The organism is Glutamicibacter sp. NPDC090743, from assembly GCF_044769125.1.
Taxonomy (GTDB): Bacteria; Actinomycetota; Actinomycetes; order Actinomycetales; family Micrococcaceae; genus Glutamicibacter.
On the sequence record NZ_JBIVXE010000006.1, the window covers coordinates 321196 to 341952 of the forward strand.

The 20757-nt window shown below is 60.7% G+C and carries 25 protein-coding genes, 4 tRNA genes and 1 rRNA gene; 9 read left to right on the forward strand and 21 right to left on the reverse strand.

Going from position 1 to position 20757, the window contains the following annotated elements; genetic code table 11:
• Position 1 precedes the first annotated feature (1 nt).
• From ACIQTS_RS14520 to ACIQTS_RS14535, 4 genes are all read right to left on the reverse strand, one after another.
• Positions 2-301, reverse strand: coding sequence for a transcriptional regulator (locus tag ACIQTS_RS14520; RefSeq protein ID WP_105657891.1), 300 nt, complete (start codon positions 299-301; stop codon positions 2-4).
• Positions 298-738: a hypothetical protein gene (locus ACIQTS_RS14525; RefSeq protein WP_402473743.1), complete on the reverse strand. Its 441-nt coding sequence runs from the start codon at positions 736-738 to the stop codon at positions 298-300. The genes ACIQTS_RS14520 and ACIQTS_RS14525 overlap by 4 nt, the downstream gene beginning before the upstream one ends.
• Positions 735-938, reverse strand: a complete 204-nt coding sequence (locus tag ACIQTS_RS14530; RefSeq protein ID WP_402473744.1) for a hypothetical protein — start codon at positions 936-938, stop codon at positions 735-737. The genes ACIQTS_RS14525 and ACIQTS_RS14530 overlap by 4 nt, the downstream gene beginning before the upstream one ends.
• A gap of 116 nt (positions 939-1054) precedes the next feature.
• On the reverse strand, positions 1055-2197 hold the full coding sequence (locus ACIQTS_RS14535; protein ID WP_402473745.1) for an acyl-CoA dehydrogenase family protein: 1143 nt from the start codon (positions 2195-2197) through the stop codon (positions 1055-1057).
• Between the two features lie 72 nt (positions 2198-2269).
• Between ACIQTS_RS14535 and ACIQTS_RS14540 the strand changes: the two genes are divergently transcribed.
• Positions 2270-2773 (forward strand): MarR family winged helix-turn-helix transcriptional regulator, encoded by a 504-nt coding sequence (locus ACIQTS_RS14540; protein ID WP_105658003.1) that lies wholly within the window; start codon positions 2270-2272, stop codon positions 2771-2773.
• Here the strand turns inward: ACIQTS_RS14540 and mmsB are convergent.
• Positions 2768-3664, reverse strand: a complete 897-nt coding sequence (gene mmsB / locus ACIQTS_RS14545; protein ID WP_332727630.1) for a 3-hydroxyisobutyrate dehydrogenase — start codon at positions 3662-3664, stop codon at positions 2768-2770. The genes ACIQTS_RS14540 and mmsB overlap by 6 nt on opposite strands.
• Positions 3661-4713, reverse strand: a complete 1053-nt coding sequence (locus tag ACIQTS_RS14550; protein ID WP_402473746.1) for a 3-hydroxyisobutyryl-CoA hydrolase — start codon at positions 4711-4713, stop codon at positions 3661-3663. The genes mmsB and ACIQTS_RS14550 overlap by 4 nt, the downstream gene beginning before the upstream one ends.
• A gap of 105 nt (positions 4714-4818) precedes the next feature.
• Between ACIQTS_RS14550 and ACIQTS_RS14555 the strand changes: the two genes are divergently transcribed.
• Positions 4819-5619 (forward strand): exodeoxyribonuclease III, encoded by an 801-nt coding sequence (locus ACIQTS_RS14555; RefSeq protein WP_105657885.1) that lies wholly within the window; start codon positions 4819-4821, stop codon positions 5617-5619.
• Positions 5620-5621: 2 nt separating this feature from the next.
• Entirely contained in the window at positions 5622-6476 is an 855-nt protein-coding gene (locus ACIQTS_RS14560; RefSeq protein WP_286134704.1) for a hypothetical protein, read from the forward strand.
• Between the two features lie 52 nt (positions 6477-6528).
• Here ACIQTS_RS14560 and ACIQTS_RS14565 read toward each other — a convergent pair.
• The 4 genes from ACIQTS_RS14565 to ACIQTS_RS14580 form a co-directional block, all read right to left on the reverse strand.
• A tRNA-Asp gene (locus ACIQTS_RS14565) sits at positions 6529-6602 on the reverse strand.
• A 61-nt stretch (positions 6603-6663) separates the two neighbouring features.
• Positions 6664-6736, reverse strand: a tRNA-Phe gene (locus ACIQTS_RS14570).
• 49 nt (positions 6737-6785) lie between these two features.
• A tRNA-Asp gene (locus tag ACIQTS_RS14575) sits at positions 6786-6859 on the reverse strand.
• Between the two features lie 55 nt (positions 6860-6914).
• Positions 6915-6987 (reverse strand) — tRNA-Glu (locus ACIQTS_RS14580).
• Between the two features lie 138 nt (positions 6988-7125).
• On the opposite strand from ACIQTS_RS14580, the gene ACIQTS_RS14585 reads away from it, so the two are divergent.
• Both ACIQTS_RS14585 and ACIQTS_RS14590 read left to right on the forward strand, forming a co-directional pair.
• Positions 7126-7497, forward strand: a complete 372-nt coding sequence (locus tag ACIQTS_RS14585; RefSeq protein WP_105662666.1) for a metallopeptidase family protein — start codon at positions 7126-7128, stop codon at positions 7495-7497.
• Between the two features lie 778 nt (positions 7498-8275).
• Positions 8276-9964, forward strand: a complete 1689-nt coding sequence (locus ACIQTS_RS14590; RefSeq protein ID WP_402473747.1) for an NlpC/P60 family protein — start codon at positions 8276-8278, stop codon at positions 9962-9964.
• Between the two features lie 77 nt (positions 9965-10041).
• Here the strand turns inward: ACIQTS_RS14590 and ACIQTS_RS14595 are convergent, their stop codons facing one another.
• Complete coding sequence (locus ACIQTS_RS14595) at positions 10042-11019, reverse strand: universal stress protein (protein WP_105657882.1); 978 nt, start codon at positions 11017-11019, stop codon at positions 10042-10044.
• Positions 11020-11188: 169 nt separating this feature from the next.
• Here ACIQTS_RS14595 and ACIQTS_RS14600 point away from each other — a divergent pair, with 169 nt between their 5' ends.
• Together ACIQTS_RS14600 and ACIQTS_RS14605 are read left to right on the forward strand one after the other, a co-directional pair.
• On the forward strand, positions 11189-12640 hold the full coding sequence (locus ACIQTS_RS14600; protein ID WP_181148871.1) for an NCS2 family permease: 1452 nt from the start codon (positions 11189-11191) through the stop codon (positions 12638-12640).
• Between the two features lie 91 nt (positions 12641-12731).
• A complete protein-coding gene (locus ACIQTS_RS14605) occupies positions 12732-13241 on the forward strand; it encodes a DUF2087 domain-containing protein (RefSeq protein ID WP_402473748.1) in 510 nt (169 codons plus the stop codon).
• Here the strand turns inward: ACIQTS_RS14605 and ACIQTS_RS14610 are convergent.
• Both ACIQTS_RS14610 and ACIQTS_RS14615 read right to left on the reverse strand, forming a co-directional pair.
• The gene (locus ACIQTS_RS14610) at positions 13238-14065 is read right to left on the reverse strand and encodes a spermidine synthase (RefSeq protein WP_286134238.1); all 828 of its coding nucleotides are present in this window, start codon (positions 14063-14065) and stop codon (positions 13238-13240) included. The two genes, ACIQTS_RS14605 and ACIQTS_RS14610, sit on opposite strands and share 4 nt — an antisense overlap.
• On the reverse strand, positions 14058-14564 hold the full coding sequence (locus ACIQTS_RS14615; protein ID WP_286172335.1) for a GNAT family N-acetyltransferase: 507 nt from the start codon (positions 14562-14564) through the stop codon (positions 14058-14060). The genes ACIQTS_RS14610 and ACIQTS_RS14615 overlap by 8 nt, the downstream gene beginning before the upstream one ends.
• A gap of 152 nt (positions 14565-14716) precedes the next feature.
• Here ACIQTS_RS14615 and ACIQTS_RS14620 point away from each other — a divergent pair, with 152 nt between their 5' ends.
• On the forward strand, positions 14717-15097 hold the full coding sequence (locus ACIQTS_RS14620) for a hypothetical protein (RefSeq protein WP_400291007.1): 381 nt from the start codon (positions 14717-14719) through the stop codon (positions 15095-15097).
• Here the strand turns inward: ACIQTS_RS14620 and ACIQTS_RS14625 are convergent.
• The 7 genes from ACIQTS_RS14625 to ACIQTS_RS14655 form a co-directional block, all read right to left on the reverse strand.
• Entirely contained in the window at positions 15094-15783 is a 690-nt protein-coding gene (locus ACIQTS_RS14625; RefSeq protein WP_402473749.1) for an O-methyltransferase, read from the reverse strand. The two genes, ACIQTS_RS14620 and ACIQTS_RS14625, sit on opposite strands and share 4 nt — an antisense overlap.
• Positions 15780-16100, reverse strand: a complete 321-nt coding sequence (locus ACIQTS_RS14630; RefSeq protein WP_400291005.1) for an MTH1187 family thiamine-binding protein — start codon at positions 16098-16100, stop codon at positions 15780-15782. The genes ACIQTS_RS14625 and ACIQTS_RS14630 overlap by 4 nt, the downstream gene beginning before the upstream one ends.
• 53 nt (positions 16101-16153) lie before the next feature.
• Entirely contained in the window at positions 16154-16471 is a 318-nt protein-coding gene (locus ACIQTS_RS14635) for an AzlD domain-containing protein (RefSeq protein ID WP_402473750.1), read from the reverse strand.
• A complete protein-coding gene (locus ACIQTS_RS14640; protein ID WP_400291003.1) occupies positions 16468-17199 on the reverse strand; it encodes an AzlC family ABC transporter permease in 732 nt (243 codons plus the stop codon). The genes ACIQTS_RS14635 and ACIQTS_RS14640 overlap by 4 nt, the downstream gene beginning before the upstream one ends.
• Positions 17180-17866, reverse strand: a complete 687-nt coding sequence (locus ACIQTS_RS14645; protein ID WP_105662673.1) for a hypothetical protein — start codon at positions 17864-17866, stop codon at positions 17180-17182. The genes ACIQTS_RS14640 and ACIQTS_RS14645 overlap by 20 nt, the downstream gene beginning before the upstream one ends.
• A 5-nt stretch (positions 17867-17871) precedes the next feature.
• Positions 17872-18741 carry a glycerophosphodiester phosphodiesterase family protein gene (locus ACIQTS_RS14650; protein WP_105657872.1) on the reverse strand — a complete coding sequence of 290 codons (870 nt, stop codon included), beginning with the start codon at positions 18739-18741 and terminating at the stop codon, positions 17872-17874.
• Positions 18742-18951: 210 nt separating this feature from the next.
• Complete coding sequence (locus ACIQTS_RS14655) at positions 18952-19509, reverse strand: dihydrofolate reductase family protein (RefSeq protein ID WP_402473751.1); 558 nt, start codon at positions 19507-19509, stop codon at positions 18952-18954.
• A gap of 239 nt (positions 19510-19748) precedes the next feature.
• On the opposite strand from ACIQTS_RS14655, the gene ACIQTS_RS14660 reads away from it, so the two are divergent.
• Positions 19749-20270: a hypothetical protein gene (locus tag ACIQTS_RS14660; protein ID WP_402473752.1), complete on the forward strand. Its 522-nt coding sequence runs from the start codon at positions 19749-19751 to the stop codon at positions 20268-20270.
• Positions 20271-20467: 197 nt separating this feature from the next.
• Here ACIQTS_RS14660 and rrf read toward each other — a convergent pair.
• Positions 20468-20584, reverse strand: a 5S ribosomal RNA gene (rrf, locus tag ACIQTS_RS14665).
• Positions 20585-20757 lie beyond the last annotated feature (173 nt).

The window sequence follows — 20757 nt, forward strand, 5'->3', positions numbered from 1 at the left end:
ATTACCCCAAGCCGGTGATTTCCTTCAGCGCCTGGACATGTTGCGCAAAGGCCTCCTGCCCAGCTGAAGTCAGCTTCGCCCAGGTACGAGGCCTTTTGCCCACATACCCTTTCTTGATCTGCACGTAACCGCCGGCTTCCAGTGCGCTCAGATGCCGGGAAAGCACCGAATCCGAAATGCCGATGGCTTCTTTCAAGGATTTGAAATCGGCTTCGTCCACGGCTTGCAAGGAGCCCATCAGTGAAAGCCGTACCGGGTTGGAGAAGTCGTCGTTGAGCCGTTCGCGAGCATGGGCATTCACTTGCGCACCATCGCAATTCCGGTCAGGAACAACGGCGCGGCAACGATAATCCAGATCAACGCGATGGCGCCCCAGCCCATGGGTCCCGCCCCGAGCAAGGCCACTGCCACCGCGTAAAGCACCATGCTCGCAATGAACCCCCGAAGATACATCTTGGAATGCCCGCGCGGCAGCGAGCGGTAGAGCTTCCCGTAAGCCAAGGACATTGCTGCAACGGATACGCAGAACAACGCCATGATGACGATGAAGCCGATAAAATCCGCATCGGGACGAAAGACCTGCAGCAGTGCGGCCAGGCCGCCCATGAGCACTCCCAAGATGATGCAATAGGTGCCCAGCAATTTGGCTCCGTACCCGGCGGCACGCTGCATTCCCTGCCGCGCCGACCCCAGGGCGGCCAGTTGCTCTTCAGGGCTCATTTTCTTGCCGGAACTCATTTGCTGGCCGCCTTGCGAGCCTTCTGCTGGCGCTGTGCGTAGACGGACGTCATGGTCATGCAAATTGCCATGAAGAAGCCCATGCCAATGAAGATCAGGGAGTTGTTGCCCGTGGCATAGGCGGTCATGGCCATTGCCGCGAAGGCCAGACCTGCCGCAACGGTGATGATGGTGTACCAGGTGCTGAATGGCATCTTCATTGTCCTGCTCCTTTGGCTTTGATCTTTCGGGTTCCCCAACCATAACAAGTACTTTCCACTTTGGAAAGTACTTGTTATGAATTAGCTGGAAAGATTCCAACGGACGGATGCCCCGGCTACACGAAGGCACTGACTCCGGTCAGGGCACGTCCCACAATCAGCGAATTGATTTCATAGGTGCCTTCATAGGTATGGAGAATCTCGACATCGCAGAAGACCTTGGCCATTTCGAAATCGCTCACAATGCCATTGCCGCCAAGCATCGCTCGGCCCAAGGCGGCCGAATCCCGCGCCAGGCGGGTGGCAGTCGACTTCGCCATTGCCGCATCCACCATGTGCAATTCCGCGCGCTCTTGCTTGCGGGCAATATCGCCCATCATGGAAAGGCAGGCGCTCAGGTTGCCTGCAATTTCGGCCAGGGGCTGCTGAATCAACTGGAAAGCGGCCAGCGGCTGCCCGAACTGCTGGCGCTGCGCGACGTACTCGCTGCAGATGTCGAGCGTTGCCATCATCGCGCCGACAGCCTGCCACCCCACCCACGCGCGAGATTGCATCAATAGCTGGTTTGCCGCAGCGAAGCTGGTCACCCCTGGAAGCTTATTCGCGACGGGAATCCGCACATTCTCCAGCCGAATATCCGCATTCTGCATGCTGCGCAGCCCGATCTTGTGTTCGATCTTGGAGGCGCTATATCCAGGGCGGTCCGCTTCAACGAGGTAGGCCCCGACCTGCGAAGTTTCCTCGTCCTTGGCCCAGACCAGCGCGAAATCGCTGAAGGTGCCCATGCCGATCCACCGCTTGGCCCCGTTCAGAACGTACTGGTCACCGTCGCGCTGCGCGGTGCTCCGTATGCCGCCGGCGATATCCGATCCATGTTCCGGTTCGGTCAGCGCAAATGCGCCGTAGGCTTCAAAGCCGGCGAGCTTGCCCAGCCACTGCGCGCGCTGCTCTTCCGACCCCAATTCGCGGATCATCCCGAGCACCAGTTCGTTGTGGATGCCGACCACGGATGAGATTGAAATATCGGCGCGGGCGAGTTCTGCATGGATCAGCCCCCGCAGCAAATGCGAGCTGTCCCCCAGCTGCAATCCGCCCAGTCCGAGTTCGGCCAGTTTTCCGATCAGCTCGGTCGGAAATTCTTCGCGGTTCCAATAGCCAACGGACTGCTTGCGCACCTGATGCTGCGCTACCTGCCTGATTCCAAGCAGTCGCTGCCGTTCGGTTCCACTTAGTTCTCCGGCCACATTCAAGAGGTCCATCCGGGGATTCCTTCCAAACCATAGGATGTCCAAGTATATTGTTGGACTAAGTCTTCTTTTGGGGGTATGCACATGACTTCTCCGCTCTCACGCGATCCAATCGCGCAAGCCAGGGAACAATGGATTTCCCATGGATGGTCAGCCGAGGCCGACTCCATGGCCGCAATTACCGCGGTGATGCGCACGGCATCGATTTACCTGCAGCGAGCCGATGCCATCCTCAAGCCGCACGGGCTGACCTTTGCGCGATTCGAAGTACTCGCCTTGCTCGGTTTCTCCAAGCGCGGCTCCCTGCCCATGAGCCAGGCCAGCCAGCTCCTGCAGGTCCACGCCACCAGCCTGACCAACTCGGTAGACCGCCTGGAAGCCACCGGTTTGGTGCGGCGCATCCCGCACCCGACCGACGGCCGCACCCGCCTTTTGGAACTCACGGCCGCAGGCCAGCAAGTGCTGCCTGCGGCCCGCGGCGATCTGAACGAAAAGCTCTTTGCCCAGAGCGATCTCTCCGGCACCGACGCCACCGAGATTTTCGAGATCCTGGCCCGATTCCGCAAGGCCTCCGGGGACTTCCTATAGCGATCCGTCGCGGATCGCGTTGATAATCCCGGAAAAATCGGTTCCCGCATCGCCCTCATCGCTGAACTTGCGGTACAGCGCTGCGGCCAGGGAGCCGAGCTGGGCATCGGTACTCGTATGCTCCAGCGCGCTAGCTGCCAGGCCGAGGTCCTTGGCCATCAGCGCTGCGGCAAATCCTGGCTGGTAATCGCGATTGGCAGGGGAAGCAGGCACAGGTCCGGGCACCGGGCAATTGGTGGTGACCGACCAGCATTGCCCCGACGCGGAGGAAATGACATCGAAGAGCGCCTGGTGCTCCAAGCCCAGCCGTTCTCCGAGCACGAAGGCCTCGGCAGCGCCAATCATCGAGATGCCCAGCAGCATGTTGTTGCAGACCTTGGCGGCCTGGCCTGCGCCGTACCCGCCGCAGTGCACGATCCGCTTGCCCATGTGCTCCAGCAGCGGGGTGATCTCTCCGAGATCTTCGGCTTGCGCACCGAGCATGAACGTCAAAGTCCCCGCTTCTGCCCCGACCACGCCCCCGGATACCGGAGCGTCGGCGCTTCGATGCCCCGCGGCGACCGCAAGCTGCGCCGCTTCACGGGCCTGCGCTACGTCGATTGTGGAGCACTCCAGGAACAGCGTATTGGGCTTGGCGCTATCGAGCAGGTATTCGCGGTAGGCATCGAGCACGTGCTTGCCCGAAGGGAACATCGTGATGACGATGTCCACGCCGGCGGCCGCCTCGGCTCCGGTAGCCACAGTGCCGATGCCTGCCTCTTGGGCGGCCTGCACCGCGCCAGGAACCACGTCGAAGCCCTTGATCCGGTAGCCTGCCTTGTGCAGGTTGATGGCCATGGGCAATCCCATATGGCCCATGCCCAGGAATCCGATAACTGGTTTTGCGTTCATGAGTGGCTCTTTTCCGCTAGATCTTCACCGAGCAGTGCGAAAGTTAGTTCTGCCCCGAACAGGGGCTCCAAATGCCGTTGCGTGCGCTGGCCCGGGCTTAGCCCCGGGACTGCTTCCGTCCATTGCGCAGTGCGGTCCTTGTCGATGACTGCGGCGCGAATCCCCTCGGCGAAATCGGGGTCATCAAGCCGGTGAACGGCAGCCCGATACTCTCGTTGCAGGTCTGTTCTCAAATCCGATCCAGCCAGGTGGATCAGTTCTTCGGCCAAGCGCACCGAGCTCGGGCAGGCGGCGCCCAATGCCTTCAACACCTCTTGGGCTTGCGGGCAGTCGTGCAGCTCCAGTGCACGCATGACCGCTGGGGTGCTTGCCTCGCCAAAGGCCTGTACCCATTCTTCGTGCAGGAAGCCAGGCTCCGGAGTCTCGGCATAGCTGGCCAGCACCGACGCGGCCGGCTGGGCCTCGAGGTCTGCGAGCACGTCGGGGATCCGGGCCTTGGGCACATACGAGTCGGCCAGGCCCAAAGCGATGGTGTCGGCCGCGCTGAATTTCATTCCAGTCAATGCCGCCAATCGTCCGGCCGCATGCGGGGCACGCGCCAGCAAATGCGTTCCGCCTACGTCCGGGAAGAATCCGATACCGACTTCCGGCATGCCGCAACGGCTGGTTTCGGTAACTATGCGATGGCTGCCATGCGCCGAGATGCCGATGCCACCGCCTAGGACGATTCCGTCCATGAGCGCAATGTACGGCTTGGGGTACTCGTCGATCAGGACGTTGAGCTGGTATTCAATGCGCCAGAAGTCTGCCGAAGCACCGCTGCGGTCCAAGATATCCCGGTAGATCGCCACGATATCCCCGCCGGCGCACAGGCCGCGCTCCCCTGCGCCCATAACCGCTACCTGGGCGATATCCGGGTCATCGCGCCATTCCAGCAGCACGTCGAGGAAGTCACGGCACATGTCCGCGTTGAGGGCGTTCAGGGCCTTCGGCCGGTTCAGCGTAATGAGCCCCAGGTGCCCCCGGCGTTCGGTCAGAATCTCAGGCAACAGACTCTCCTTTGAGTGATTGAGGTCACCTACTAGTGTCGAATATACTCGGACTTCCAACTAAATTGAAGTGGCACAAGACAGCAAACTTGATAGGTTGAACTAGTGAAGATTGCAACCTGGAATGTGAACTCGCTGCGAGCCCGCGCCGACCGTGTTGAGGACTGGCTGCGACGTACCGATGTAGATGTCCTGGCTATCCAGGAAACTAAGTGCAAAGACGACAATTTCCCCTGGGAACTGTTCGAGAACAACGATTACGAGGTAGCGCACTTCGGAGTCAACCAGTGGAATGGCGTTGCCATCGCTTCTCGCGTTGGCCTCGAGGATGTTGAGCGCACCTTCCCCGGGCAGCCGGAATTCGGCAAGGCCGGCAAGAATCCGATCCAGGAGCCTCGCGCCATCGCGGCAACCTGTGGCGGAGTGCGTGTCTGGAGCCTGTATGTACCCAACGGACGCGCGTTGGATGATGAGCACATGGGCTACAAGCTGAACTGGCTGGATGTGCTCAAGCAGGAATCCGCCCGATGGCTGGCGGAAAACCCCGAGGCGCAGATTGCCTTGATGGGCGATTGGAACATCGCGCCAAAGGACGAAGACGTGTGGGATATCGACTTCTTCCTCGAGAACAAGTTGACCCACGTCTCGGCGCCAGAGCGCGCCTCCTTCGCTGCCTTCGAGGAGCTGGGCTTCACCGATGTCGTGCGCCCGCACACCGAAGGCGAATACACCTACTGGGATTACACGCAGTTGCGTTTCCCGAAGGGCGAAGGCATGCGCATCGATTTCTCGCTCACCTCGCCTGCGCTCACCGCACGCGTAACCGGCGCAAGCATTGACCGCGAAGAACGCAAGGGCAAGGGCGCCAGCGACCACGCCCCGGTCATCGTGGAGCTGGCCGACTAGTCATGGCGGCAAAGATGATTGGGCCCGCCGCAGAGCTGACCGCAGCTACAGCGCACCTGCGCGTCTACGAGCCGCTGGATGCTTTCGAGGATTGGGCCCAGTCCATCATCCTGCGTACCCCGCGGCGCACCGCGGAGCAGTGGGATGACTTCGAGAACGAGCGGCTGTGGAGCCGCACCCTGCGCCATGTCTCCGACCCGTTCCCGCATAATGAGCCGGAATTCTTCCGCAGCGTGAAGTCCTTGGACTACCAAGGGGCCGAGCACACGCGCTATTGCCCGGGGCAATTGCAGGCACGCAGCCTGCTCGCTGCCGAACAAGCCGAAGAAGCCATGCGGGCCGAGGTTTTCGACCTGCTGGTACCGCCGGCAGCGCGGCAGGCTAACGCACAACGCGTTGATGCCGACCGCCTGGCCAATGACCTGACCCATCTGCACACGAGGACCTCTTCATGGGGCATCCCGCTGGGCTGGTTTGCCCTCTTCCGCGAGGACGACGAGCACGAGCTGGTTCACAGCGGTGAGCAGCTGAAGACGGTTCGCATGTACGCCACTTTCGAACAGGCCATTGACCGCCTGGCTTGGGCAGTCCAAGCGCTGGCATCCCATGCGCCGCAGTCGCAGCTCTTCGAGGAGCTGGGCAGCCTTGGCGGATGGCTGGAATCCTTCGACAACAGATCGGTCATTGAACTGGATTATGGCCTGTTGGCAGAAATTGTGTGGCCCGATGATTCCGCGAACGACTTGATGCACGGCATTCAGGCGTTGGAAGACGAGGACATGACTAGCGCCGCCGCCGCATACCGCCGGCTGAGCAATCGCTGGATTGGTCCGCGGCATCTTGGCCGCGCGAACTAACTGCCCCTGGATACAGCAAAAGCCCCGGAATCCGGAGCTTCTGTTTAGTGTGCGACCCTGACGGGACTTGAACCCGCGACCTCCGCCGTGACAGGGCGGCGCGCTAACCAACTGCGCTACAGGGCCTAGTGCTTTGAATAAATTCAAGTCACACAGTAAAACCCCCGGGATAAACCGAGGGCCTGCGTGGCTCCGACCGGCGTCGATCCGGTGACCTTTCGATTTTCAGTCGAACGCTCTACCAACTGAGCTACAGAGCCTGGTACCACTAAGTGGACACCAAATCTACTATTGAAATAGTAAATTGAGCGACCCTGACGGGACTTGAACCCGCGACCTCCGCCGTGACAGGGCGGCGCGCTAACCAACTGCGCTACAGGGCCTTGCTTTCGCAAGCCAATGGATTTCTCCATCTGACAACCACATAATGGTTGTTTGTACCCCCAACGGGATTCGAACCCGTGCCGCTGCCGTGAAAGGGCAGTGTCCTAGGCCGCTAGACGATGGGGGCCTAAGTTGTTCGCTTCGGTTTCTTGCTTCTCCGTAGCGGACTCCAATAACTATACGCAGTGTTTTTTGCTTTTGCAAAATCGGCACCTGGACGAGTTTCACCCATGCCAAATCGGGTGCGCGGGCCTAGTCTGGAAGCATGCTTTTTGAGATGGATGACGACGAATTCCAGACCCTGGTCGAGCAGGCCATCGACGCCATTCCGGAGGCTGCATTCGCCATGATGGACAACGTCATTTTCTTCATCGAAGACGAGTATGAGCCGCTTCCAGGAGAATCAGAAAACCCTGAAATTCTGGGGTTATACGAGGGCATTGCACTCACGGAACGGGACCTGGACTGGGGCACGGGCGCACTTCCCGACCGCATAACGATCTTCAAGAATCCGACGCTTCGAGCCTGCGAAACACGTGAAGATGTAGTGCGGGAAATTGGGATTACAGTGATGCACGAAGTGGCCCATCACTTCGGAATCGACGACGCGAAATTGCACGATTTAGGGTGGTCATAGCCCCAAATCCGCAGAATCTTCTTTTGAGATCTGCCTCACAAAAATACTCGAATGCAGTGGTCGAGTCGAGGTCGAAAGAGACCCAAAGCACAGGCATGGCGCTTGGAATCGCCATCCGGGTCCAGTCGACCGGCGGGCAAGCCGCCCAAAAGCCGGCTCTCAACGATTCGCGCGCCGGTCGGTTTCCCGTTGCCCCGCTGGCGGCTGCTTTATCCGGGCGTGATCAGGTGCAGCCAGCCGGAGGAACCTGGCATGCCCCTTGCCCTTGTCCACCCAGCGACTCTGGGCCCCTCCGCCACCAAGGGCAGCGAGGTGATCCCGATTGGGAGCACGGCACCGCACCCCCTCAAAAGGATTTCGCCATTGGAGCCGGCGCCTCCGAGGCAGACCCAGCGAAGCAGAGCTTTGCGCCCTCCCGGAGTACCTTTCCCTTTTAAAGGCAAACCTTTTTGCAGCCGCACATTCCCCTCCGGCACGTTACCCAAGCTTCATGACAATCGATACCTTGGTAACGAGGCGAGATATATGTCTGAGTAATTTCCCAGCCACTCTTGATCAGCCACACAGATCCCAAATGCCACTATCTTCGCAGATCACCGCCGAATACCCAGGCGAATTACACGAATGGGATTCATGTGACTGATGTGAACAGTGTTGCCAAGCGTGTCTTAATTGGCCTAATGTGCTATTTGGAGTCTTATCCGAATCGTGACCTACTCATCGGTGAAGGTCACGACTCACGCACTCCGCGTCATCCAAGTACTTAGTGAGGAACGATATGGCTACTCGCCACACGCTCGGTGTTGCTGCAAGCACCCTAGCCCTAGCGGTGTCCTGCATTGCAGGCGCTTTGCCCGCTTCCGCATCTACTTCAGCTCTGCTTCCTCAGTCTGTGGCCATCGCTGCCGCACCTAGCGCTTCCGCGCTACCTTCGGACGCAGAGGTCCAGGACGCAAAGAAGGATAAGGCTTCGACGAACGCGATGATCGCGCGCATCGAAGCTTCCCTGGCTTCCAGCCGCGCCGAACTGAAGCGCGTTGAAACTGAGGCCGCTCAGGCTCAGGAATCCCTGCTCACCGCCGGCGAAGAGCGCGATCTGCGCACCGCTGCGGCCGAGAAGGCTGTAGAACAGCTCGAGTACGCAAAGACTTACCTGGAGCAGAGCCGCAACGATCTGGGTGCTATCGCTTCGGATATCTACCGCAATGGCGCAGGCACCTCGACCCTGAGCCTGCTCCTTGATGACAACCAGGAAGGCGACCTGTTCTACAAGGCCGCTACCATCGACGCGTTGAGCGAACAGAAGGTCCAGTCCGTCAACACCGCCACCGAGGCCGAAGGCCTCGTTTCGGCTTGGCAGGAATATGCTGATGCGGCACAGAACGCCGCCGAAGAAGCTGCAGCCAACTATGACGCAGCCGCAGCGACCGCGAACAGCACCCTGTCCACCTACGAAGCAGCTATCGCACCTGAGAAGCAGCTGCGCGATGACTTGATCGGCCACCTCGCTACCTTGAAGCAGAAGGAAGAGGCCGAGGTTCGCCAGGCGGTTGAAGAGCGCGAAACGCAGGAGCAGGAAAAAGCTCTCGCGGACGCCATCGCCGAAGAGGAAACCGCCAAGGTTCCCGAAACGAAGCAAGACTCCGTTCAGCCGCTCTCGGTTGAAAAGCCACGTGAGCTGGAGCAGGCCGAACCTGAAGAGGAAACGGTCGAGTCGGAGCCTGAGAAGGTTGAAGAGGAACCGGAAGCTGTCGAGCCTCCCGTAGCGCCGAAGCCGGAGCCAACTAAAAAGGCCGAGCCAAAGCCGGAACCGACCAAAAAGGCCGAGCCGAAGCCGGAACCGACCAAAAAGGCCGAGCCGAAGCCGGAACCGACCAAAAAGGCCGAGCCAAAGCCAACCAAGAAGGCCGAACCGAAGCCGGAACCCACCAAAAAGGCCGAGCCGAAGCCGAAGGCTACCCCGAAGCCGGCACCCAAGCCTGAGCCAAAGCCGGAGCCCAAGCCGAAGGTCACCCCGAAGCCAGCGCCTAAGCCTGAGCCAAAGCCGGAACCTAAGCCGGAGCCGAAGCCTGAAGTCGCGCCGCAGTCCGGCAGCAACTACTCAGCAGCGTTTTCCTGGGCCTTGAAGACCGCGGATGATCCCAGCAAGTACTACGTTTACGGTGCCAACGGTCCCGATGCTTTCGACTGCTCGAGCTTCTCGCAGCGAGCTTTCGGCAAATCCGGCATCAGCCTGCCACGTACTTCGTCCCAGCAGTTCGCTAGCGCCCCGCAGTACGTGTCGCTGAGCAACCTGCGCCCAGGTGACCTGGTGTTCTCGTCTTCCAACGGCGGTTCCTCGTTCTACCACGTAGCTATCTACATCGGCAACGGCCAGGTCGTCCACGCTCGCAACCCGAACGCCGGCATCTCGGTGACTCCACTGAGCTACGTCAACAACCTCTACCCGAAGGCAGCCCGCTACTAAGCGCCACCCCTCGAGCACGAAGGCCGCACACCCTTTTGGGTGTGCGGCCTTCCTGCATTCTGGCTACAGGCGTGCGGTCACTGCTCCTGCGCCCGCGTATCGAAGTCCTTGCGGTTCTCCAGGCGAGGGTCATCCGAGTCCGGCACGACCATCACCGGGCCCTTGGAGTGGTGCAAGACGCCCTGCGAGGTTGAGCCAAGCAGCATCCCGGTAAAGCCGCCGCGGCCCCGCGAGCCGGTGACGGTCAGTACCGCATGCTCGGATTCGCGGATCAGCACCTCGACGGGAGGCCCGGAGACCACATCGGTTTCCATCTTCAGCGACGGATAGTGCGACTTCAGCCATTTGGAGCCCACACTCATCTGGTAGCGCACATCTTCCAGCACGGCTTCCTGGTCAACGGTCGCCGGCATCCATGCCAGCGCCGCCCCCACCGGCGGCACCGCGCAGATCAGGCGCAGCGTCAGGTCGCTGGCGATGGCCGCGTCCGCGGCCGCCAGCACCGCTGAACGCGCGCGGTCTGAACCGTCAACGCCGACCACGATGCAGTTGCGGTTCGACGCCGCGGCGGCACCGGCCTCTTCCTGCTCCTTGGCCATGGCCAGCGGAACCACGACGGTCGGGCACTTGGAGTGCGCGGGCAGTGCCGAGGACACCGAGCCGAGCAGGCGGCCAACGAAGCCGCCGCGGCCACGGGTTCCGACCACTACCAATTCGGCGTCCTGGCTCAGGTCCAGCAGCACGCCGGACGGGTCGCCGGATTCGATATAGGTGCGGATGGCCGCCGTGCTGCCTTCAAGCTCTGCGCGCGCCTGGCGCACAATGTCCTCGGCTCCCCCGCGGATCAGGTCGTCATCCAGAGTCGAGTAGCCTGCGTCCATGGAGGACGCGGCGAACACCGGGATGGTGTAGGCGGACACGATATTCAACACGCTGCCGCGGCGTACCGCTTCGCGTTCGGCCCAGCGCAAAGCGCATCTGCTCTGCTGGGATCCGTCCACGCCAACGACAATTCCTTCAATCTTCTCTGCTGCGACTGGTGCTTCGTCACTCATCAGACTCGCTCCTCAACTACCTCAGATATAACGGGATGTGATTTCCCTTACCACCAATGTACTTGCTTCCGCAGTTCTAGGTGTGAGTTGGGTCTAAAGTTTTCGCGTACAGCCTACTGGACACTCGGATCGATATGAATCAGCGCCCGAAACGTCATAGAATTTTTCCATGTCCTCCTCCACACAAACCGCGTCCGGGAATGCTATGGCCGCGCGCATCGACCGATACTTCAAGATTTCGGAACGGCGTTCAACGTTCTCCACCGAAGTTCGCGGCGGCATCGCCACCTTCTTCGCGATGAGCTACATCGTCGTCCTCAACCCGCTGGTTCTTTCCGGTGCCGATTCCTCGGGCGGCGAGTTGGGCATCCAGCGCGTTGCCGCGGTGACCGCATTTGTCGCCGGCATCCTGACCATCCTGATGGGCATCTGGGCCCGCCACCCATTCGCCATGGCTACCGGCTTGGGCGTCAACGCCTTCGTCGCTATCACCGTGGCAACCAACCCGGAACTGACCTGGGCTGATGTCATGGGCCTGGTGCTCATTGCGGGTGTGGTCATGTTCGGCCTGGTGCTCACAGGGTTCCGGACCGCGGTGTTCAATGCGGTTCCAGCCGGATTGAAAACCGCCATCGTGGTGGGCATCGGCATGTTCATCGCACTGATCGGCCTGGTCAACGCCGGCTTCGTCCAGCGCCTCCCGGATGCCGCGAACACCACCGTTCCGGTGGGCCTGGGCTTCGACGGAGAGCTGATGGGCTGGCCGATCCTGGTCTTCGTTGTCGGCCTGCTGCTGACCATGGCCCTGGTGGTGCGCAAGGTCAAGGGCGCGATCCTGATCGGCATCGTCGTTTCTGCGATCCTTGCCAACATCCTCGAAGCCGTCTTCCACATCGGCGCGATGGAGACCAATACCTGGTCGCTGGTGGTTCCGTCGCTGCCGGAGTGGACCCTTCCGGACCTGTCGCTGATCGGCCAGGTCAGCGTGTTCGGCGCCTTCAGCAAGATCGGCGCCACTGCCGCTTCGCTGCTGGCCTTCGTCATCCTGCTCTCGATCTTCTTCGATGCCATGGGCACCATGGTGGGCTTGGCTTCGGAAGCTGGTTCCATGGACGAGAACGGGCAGATCCCCAACGTGGACAAGGTCCTGCTGGTGGATGCGGCCGGCGCGATCGTCGGCGGCGGCACCTCCAGCTCCTCGGCGCAGATCTTCGTGGAGTCCGGCGCCGGCATCGGCGAGGGCGCCCGTACCGGCCTGGCCTCGGTAGTCACCGGCCTGCTGATGATCGTCGCGATGTTCCTGAGCCCGCTGATCTACCTGGTGCCTTTCGAAGCCGTGGCGCCGGCACTGGTCGTGGTCGGTTTCATGATGATCACCCAGGTCTCCAAGATCGATTGGAACGACTGGGGCATCGCGCTGCCGGCCTTCCTGACCTTCACCCTGATGCCGTTCACCTACTCGATCGCCAATGGCATCGGTGCCGGCTTCATCTCCTACGTCTTCATCCGCGCCACGCAGGGCCGCGCCAAGGAAATCCACCCGCTGATGTGGGTTGTTTCCGCGGCTTTCGTGCTGTTCTTCGGCATCGGACTGATTGAGATGTGGGCCGGGGTCAAATAGCCCCGAAGCCCTCCAGGCGCCCCGTCATTGCTCCGGCGATGGCGGGGCGTTTTTTGCCTCCGTCCGGCGGGCACTGGCTAGGATGGGCTCTATGAGCGATCAGCAGAACACCGCTGGGCAGTGGATCCAGGTGGCCGCAGGCTTGAAGAACCCCTCGATGCGCCGGCTTCTCGGGGCCGTATTGAGCGGGCACGGGGTACCCGAGCAGGCCAATAAGTCCGAACGCAAGGACTTGGAGCGCTGGGCCAGCATCGGGCTTCTGCGCCAAGAGGGGTCCGACTGGGCGCTGAACGACGAACTGCTGGAGAAGACCTTGGCTTCGGCCTCGGCCGCGAAGGCCGACCGCGTCGGGATCCGCCGCTTCTTCGACGAACACAAGCTGCATAGCCTCCCGGCGAAACCAGCGGACCGCCATGAAGTGCTGGTCTACCTGCGCAATGCGGTGATAGGAGCCGGGGACGAACTGCGCGAAGAGCAGCTCAATGAACGGCTGCGGGTATTCCACCCGGACGTCGCGCTGCTGCGCCGCTACATGGTTGACCACGGCCTGCTGCAGCGCGCAGCAGACGGGAGCGGATACCGGATGGGCCCCGGGAGCTAGCCGGTAATCGGCACGGCCCCGGTGGCGAAGCGCTGCACTGCCGCCCCTGAAACCAGCTGCGCCGGCAACGGCGCAGTGCGCAGGCTGCGTTCGAATGCAGGGCCGAGCTTGAGCGGTTCGTCGCTGGCCAGGAACACGATGTTCCCGTAGCGCCGGCCCTTGAGCATCGGCGGGTCGGCGATCATGGCCACATGCTCGAAGACCTCCAGCAGCGTCGCGGCTTCCGCCTTGGCGCCGGACAGGTCCGCGGTATCGCCGCAATTCATGATGTAGACGCCCCCGGCATCCAGCACGCGCTGGGCTTCGCGGGCGTAGTCCGCCGTGGTCAGCACGCGCGGGGTGGTGCTCCCGGCGAAGACATCGCGGATGATCACATCGCGGCTCGCATCGCTCAAGGTGGGCAGCACCTGGGCTGCGTCTCCCACGCGCAGGCGTACCAGCGGAGCGCGCGGAACCTCGAAGTGGACGCGCACCAGCTCGGCCAGCTTGGCATCCAGTTCCACCACGACCTGCCGGGCGTTTTCATAGCTGGCCGCGACCCAGCGGGCCATGGAGCAGCCACCTCCGCCAAGGTGGAGCACGCGCAGCTTGCGGGCGCGCCCGTCGTATTGCCCGGCCGGGAAACCGATGGCGAAGACCGGTTCCATCCAGCGCATGTACTCGAAATCGAGGTAGGCCGGGTCCTCCAGGTCCACATGGGAGGAGGGCACGCCGTTGACCTTCAGGATATAGCGGCTGGCGCCGTAGGGATCAGCTTCAATGATCGCCGTTCCGGTGTCGATCGGATACTCTCCGAGCATTGATTCCTTGGCATCCCTAGCCACGCGCGCGCACCATTCGTTGTTCGATTAAGCCATCCCAGCTGCCAGTCAGGGCTTCACTGGTTCCATCAGGCGTGAATCCCTGCTTCGCGAAGAAGGCCAGGGCCCTCTCGTTGCCTTGCAGGACCCAGACCAGGGCGTCGTGCTGTCCAAGGACAACATCGAAGAGGTGCTGGCCCAGTCCGGTACCGTAGTACTCTTCCAGGACATAGAGCATGCCCAATTCGACGTCTACTCCGGCATCCTGGTCTTCTTCGATGACCGGAGTTCCACCGGCTAGCCCGATGATGCGGCCATCGCGGTCTTCCGCGATGAAGAACTGCGCTCCGGATGCCAGCCCGCGTTCCCACCAGGCTGTCTGGCCATCAAGTTGGCCTTCATGGTGGGCGAAAAAGGACTCATCGCGAAGTGTGGCGTACGCTTCTCGCCAGGCTTGCAATTTCATTTGCAGCGCTGGGCGGACGTCTTGTTCAGTAGCCAGTCGGATTCGGTAGTCGTTCATTTGCGGCACTTCTCTAGCCTACGGCAGTGACTTCGCTATTTTCTTCCAACGCACCAAGGCCCCCTCCTACTAAAGTAGTATTGCGGACTGTCCAAATGCTTGAAAAAATATTCACGTAGTCGTAAACTTTTTGGCTCAAAGGGGGGTCGGACTTGAACCGGAATACAAAATACGCTGCCTTGACTGGTGGCCTTGTCGGTTCCCTGACCCTGACCATCAGCCTTTCCTCGACCTTCTGGGTGATTTTGCTCGGTTGCGTTCTCCTAGCCGCCGGCTTCAGCATTCTGGCCAGGTTCGAACGCTTCTGGGGCCCGGCCGAACCGGACCACTACTACTACATCGTTCCCATGCTGGTTGGCCCGGTAGTTGCGGGGCTGGTGCGCAATACCGGTTATGCCCTGTGGGTCGGCCCGCCGATGGGTCTTCTCTGCGGATTGGGCGTGTACTTCTTGATCCTGAAGTCGCCGCCGTTCAAGCACGATGAAGCCGGGGAACTCGAATTCGAGCGCCCCGAGCGCTATCCAACGCGCTAGAGGACTCGCGCTAGCGCGAACCCGTCCCACCCCTTGACGCCTATAGTCTGCAGCGCCGTGGCTGATACGCGCGGGTCATCGCGCAACCACCGCAAAGAGTCCTGGATTCCGCGAACATCGGCTTCTTGCGTCCCATGCCGGGATGGGTCATCCAAGACCGCGCCGCTGCGCACCACGTTGTCGAGCACCAGCACGGTGCCTGAATGCGCCAGCTCCAGTGCGCGTTCCAGGTAGGGCACGTTGTTGCGCTTATCGGCATCTATGAAGATCAGGTCAAATGGTGCAACGCGTTTGAAAATCAGCGAATCCATGGAACCCTGAGCGGCCCCCAACCGGATTTCAACACGTTCTGAAAGCCCTGCCCGCTGCAAGTTCTCACGCGCAATCGAGGCATGCAGGGGTTCAAATTCGCAGCTGATGACGGTACCAGCTGCACCGACGCCCCGGGCGAGCCAGCTGGTGGAGTAGCCTCCGAGGGTTCCGATCTCGAGGACCCTCCGGGCACCTGTGATCTCGGTGAGCAGCTGGAGGAACTTTCCCTGGGCAGGACTGACTTCAATCCGTGGAAGCCCGGCACTATGGGAATGCTCCCGGCCTGCCTCCAAGGCATCAACGCGCAACCCCAGCGCCTGTTCCAAATATTCATCGACGGCTGCGGCATGGTGCTCTGCAGAATGGTGGATCATGACGACATGTTCTCCTCACTATCCTCAATAGCCTTCTCCAGGCGTTGGATTTTGCCATCGAGCTCACCTTCGTAACCGGGCCGAATATCGGCTTTCAACACCAGCGATACGCGCGAACCGAATCGGCCAACGGCCATGGTGGCTTGCTTGACTACCTCCATGACTTCGTCCCATTCACCTTCGATCTCGGTGAACATGGAGCTGGTGCGATTGGGGAGGCCAGAATCGCGGACGATTTTCACCGCTTCGGCCACTGCATCGTGGACCGAACCGTTGGGGTTGTCGTTACTTGGGGCTACGGAGAAAGCTACAATCATGCTTCCACTGTCCCACTACGCCTTGTGCTTGTCATCCGCCTTGCAGGCAATATCTAGGCAGCTAGTCCGCTCGCCCTCAAGACGATGGCCGCCAGAGCACCGACGACAACGACGACAAGATAGGGTGCCTTGAAAGCCAGTGCGATAATCGCCGCCGCGAGCGCACCGATACGGGCGCCAATCACCAGTTCCTGCCCGGAGGTGAAGGCGTTGACCGTCACCAACGAGGCGAGCAACGCAATGGTCAGCGTGGCCGCGACATGGGACATGGTCGGCGAGTCCAGAACCTTGCGTGGCACAAAGTAGCCGCAGAGCTTGATTGCGTAGGCCATCAGGCAGGCTCCCAGAATCCACCAGCTCAATTCGCTCAAGGCTGGTCCTCCTCAATGCTTTCCAGATCGCCGTGCTCGGTCGCAGCCGGGGTCCGGCGGCCGGTGGCCACCGCGTAGATCGCAGCGCAGGCCGCGGTTACCAGAATCGGCAAGCCCGGCGCGGTGACCGGCACAGCCAGCGCGGTGAGGATTGCGGCCGCAATCGCGATCATGACCGGTTCAACTGACTTCAAGCGCGGCCAGAGCAAACCGATGAAGGCGGCGACCGCGGCGCCATCGAGCCCCCAAGCCGCGGGGTCCCCCATGCGTTCTCCGAGCAAGGCTCCGACGAGGGTGAATAGATTCCACAGGACGTAGACGCCCATCCCGGCGGTGAAGAAACCACGGCGCTTCTCGGCCAGGTCCGATTGCCCCAAGCTGACTGCGGTGGATTCATCGATGGTCACCTGGGCCATCCAGGGCACATGCCGTCCCAAAGGCCGCAATGCCTGCTTGATCTGCATCCCGTACACGGCATTGCGGATTCCCAGCAGCGAAGCGGCGGAGAACGCTGCCGAGGCAGCACCTCCGCCTGAGATCACGCCGATAAAGGCGAACTGCGATCCGCCGGTGAACATCAAGGCGCTCAAGGCAACGGTTTGCCACAGATCCAGTCCTGCAGCAATGGACAGGGCCCCGAAGGAAATGCCGTAGAGCCCGGTGGCGATCGCGATGGAAAGGCCCATCCTGGTCGCCGGAGTGAACCAGCTAGCGGACGTGGCGTGCATCGTACCTGACCTTGTAGACACCGCGCTTGACCTTTGCGTCGCCGATCTCGACGTGCTGCAGCTGGTTCAGGTGCTTCACGTGGGTGCCACCGCAAGGTTCGGCATTCACCCCGGCGATGCTCACGGTACGGATGCCCTGAGCATCGGTGGCCGTTGTGATTTCTCCGCCGCCAGCGATGAGTTCATCGACGCGTCCTTGGAGCCAGGCCTTGGCGGCGGCCCGTTCGTTCTCATCACCCAATGGCAGGTCGAGGCTGGCCGGATCGAAGTCGAGCCGCGACTGCCCAGGGAAGTGCGAGTGGCCCTGGTGCTGCCAGCCGCGGTCTTCGCCAGCGAAGCCCAGGACGTGCCCTGCGGTGTGCAATGCGGCATGGGAAAGGCGCAGCTCGCCATCGATCTCAGCTAGGACCTGATCACCCACCTGCCGGGCGCCGGCGCCGTACAAGACCACCAGTGCATTCGCGTCGCGCTGGACTGAGACAGGCAGCCCGTCCACGGTGCCTGAGTCTTCGGGCTGGCCTCCACCACGGGGATGGAAGATATTGGGGCTCAGGGCAATCCACTGCCCGTCTTCGCCGCTTCCCGTCGCAATGACTCGGGCCTCCGCAGCAAAAATGTACGTGTCCTGCAGGTACAGGTTGACCTGTGCGATTTCTCCGGTGTTCATGTGGCCTAGCTCAGCTCCAATTCTTTGCGCAGTTCTGCCGGGCGGTTGCTCGTCAATTCCCCGACACCCAGGTCCACCAGGAATTGCGCATCCGCGGGACGGTCAACCGTCCAGATGCGCGCCTTCAGCCCTTGTTCCAGCCATCGGCGCACAAGATGCTCATTGGCTCGGGTCCAGGCGACCCCGGATCCAATGATGCCAGCTCCCCCTGCGTTGATCAGTTCGATTCCTTCAGGCACGGAGCGGTAAAGAACATCGTAGACACCTGCTCGCCCCAGGTCGCCGGAATCAATGAGCTGCCGGACATAGTCCGGGTTGACCTCGGTCATCAGTTGGCACAATAGTGAAGTGCTGACGGTGCGTGCCAGATAGCGCAGGGAATTCGGCTCAAAGCTCATCAGGGTCACCGCGATCTGCCCTTGCGAGCCGGCCGTGCCCGTCTGCGGGTCGAAGCCATGGGCTGCGAGAACCTGCAGCACACCCTTTTCGAGCAGGTGGCCATAGGGGCTTGGATGCTTGATTTCGATAGCCAGGCCAATTGGCTTGCCGCGTGCTTCAATGAGCTCGAAAAGTTCGCCGAGGCTCAGGAGCTGTTCATTCTCCGCCCCGTACTCGGCCGGGACCATGCTCGGAACGACTCCAGTGAAGTCCATGGCTTTCATCTGGGCCAAGGTAAATCCGGCAACCAGACCGGCTGAATCAGAGGTGCGGTCGACTGTTGGATCGTGGTGGCAGACGACGATTCCGTCTTTGCTCAGATGGACGTCGCATTCGATTCCATCGGCGCCTTCGTCGATGGCCTGCAGATAGGCAGCACGAGTGTTCTCCGAATATTTATGGGAGCTGCCGCGATGGGCGAAAAAAAGCGTATCCATAATTCCTACGCTACGCGATCATCGCTCCTTGGCAACGCAGATTGCCCTCTGCCAAGACGCTTATTTCTTCGACTGCTTTCGTGGCTTCGGCCTGCGGATGCAAGCACTTGCTGCCATCGTGCAAAACACGAAGTTACCCGGCAAGAAAAGGTGTCCGCTTTCCTGATTCTGCCCCGGAATTCCAAGGCAAAATCGCCATCGTCATGGGAATCAGCCTGCACGCTGATAGCTGGCTGCGATTGCCCCGCTGGCCAGTGGCTGCGCTGATATCAACTGGAGGTGACGGGAATCCTGCAATCCTGCCTCATGCAGGGTTGGTCCATGCCCGGCGATGACTGGATGGACTAGGAAGTGGTATTCGTCGATAAGTTCCATCCGGTCCAGAACCGTTGCCAATTTGCCGCTACCGAGCAGCACTCCATTGGGGTACTGGTCCTTCAGCTTCTGCACCGAGGCGCGTAGGTCGCCGCTTAGCAAGTGCGAATTCTTCCACGAGTACGCGGTGCGGGTGCTTGAGACAACGTACTTGGGCTTCTCCTCCAGCTGCTGCGCCCAGCGAAGCAGCGCTGGTGGCGCTGCGATATCTCCATGAGCGACGGCCGGCCAGTAATCTTCCATCAGCTCGTAGGTGGCACGCCCCCAGAGCATCGCTCCGTGCGCATTCATCAGTCGTGTGAAGTAGTCGTGCAATTCGTCGTCGGCGATGCCTTCGCGATGATCTACACAGCCATCCAGCGTGACGTTGATGCTGAATGTCAATTGTCCCATCGCAAGCTCCTGTAGCTATAGCCTCACCACCAGGTCCCCGGTGCCTTGACTGTAGGGTTGCCGGCCAGCCACGTCAAGCAGCGACGATGCATCATCAGGCAACCGGTGCGAAAGCAAAGACAGGCCCGTTCGCATCGGCGATGTCCGCCCAGCATCTGCGTTGGATGCAGAACCTGTAAGCGAAATACAATTTCACGCTCATCTTCCGGGAGACTAAGCGTCAAAGGTAGGCTCGCAGTATGCCGCCACCAGACTCATCCCCAAGTTTGTCCCCTGGTCCCCGCGACCTCATGCCCATTGTCCAGGGCCTGGTCCAAGGCCCCTGGCCAAAGACCGAAGTCGAGCGTGAAGTCCTGTTCGGTGCCCTTGGATTCGTTTCCGGAAACAACGTTGATGCCGAAGACCACGATTCACCACATCAAATGATGAGCCTAGACCTCGGCCTGCCAGGAAAAATGGTGAGTTTTTGGGATACTTACCGTCAGCAATTCCTCAGCGTCTGCACCCACCTCTACGGATCGCTGAACGCCCAGGACCCGGTGGCCCAGTATGGCTACGAAGCCCTGCAGGCGCAGCTTTCCCAACTGTATGGCGCTCCTGAGCGCCCTTGGGACGACGAAGATCAGCCGGTGGGCATGTGGCGCTGTAATGGCCGGAGCATCACCCTGCAGCTATTTGACCGGTCGGATAGCACCGTGATGCTCACCATCGAAGACCTGGCACTCGCGTCAATAATTGAAGCCGAAGAAGCAGCCCACTAGTCTTCTCACTCCTTGGACGGCTTGAAGCGGTTCAAAGCGATTGCGATGCTTCGATAATAGGCAGGCCGCAAGCCAACAGGAACAGTGCTTAAACAAGTGCAGGGGCCAGGCTTTCATGCCTGGCCCCTGCACGGGTTAAACAGGTGAGGCCCCGGCACCAAACGGTACCAGGGCCTCAAACCATCTACTCAAGTTAAGTCCGGCGGTGACCTACTCTCCCACACCCTCACGAGTGCAGTACCATCGGCGCAGTGGGCCTTAGCTTCCGGGTTCGGTATGGGACCGGGCGTTTCCCCCACGCTATGACCGCCGTAACAATCACGAAGCACACAAACCAAAACGTTTCCTGGTCAATGTTTTCCGGTGCTACAAAGTCTTGTATCCGTATTTGCTGGCTAGAGGTTGTTGTCTCGTAACCGCATAGTGAACGCGAACAGCATTGAAATCATCAGTTCAAATATTGTTTTATTGTGTGTTGAAAGTCATC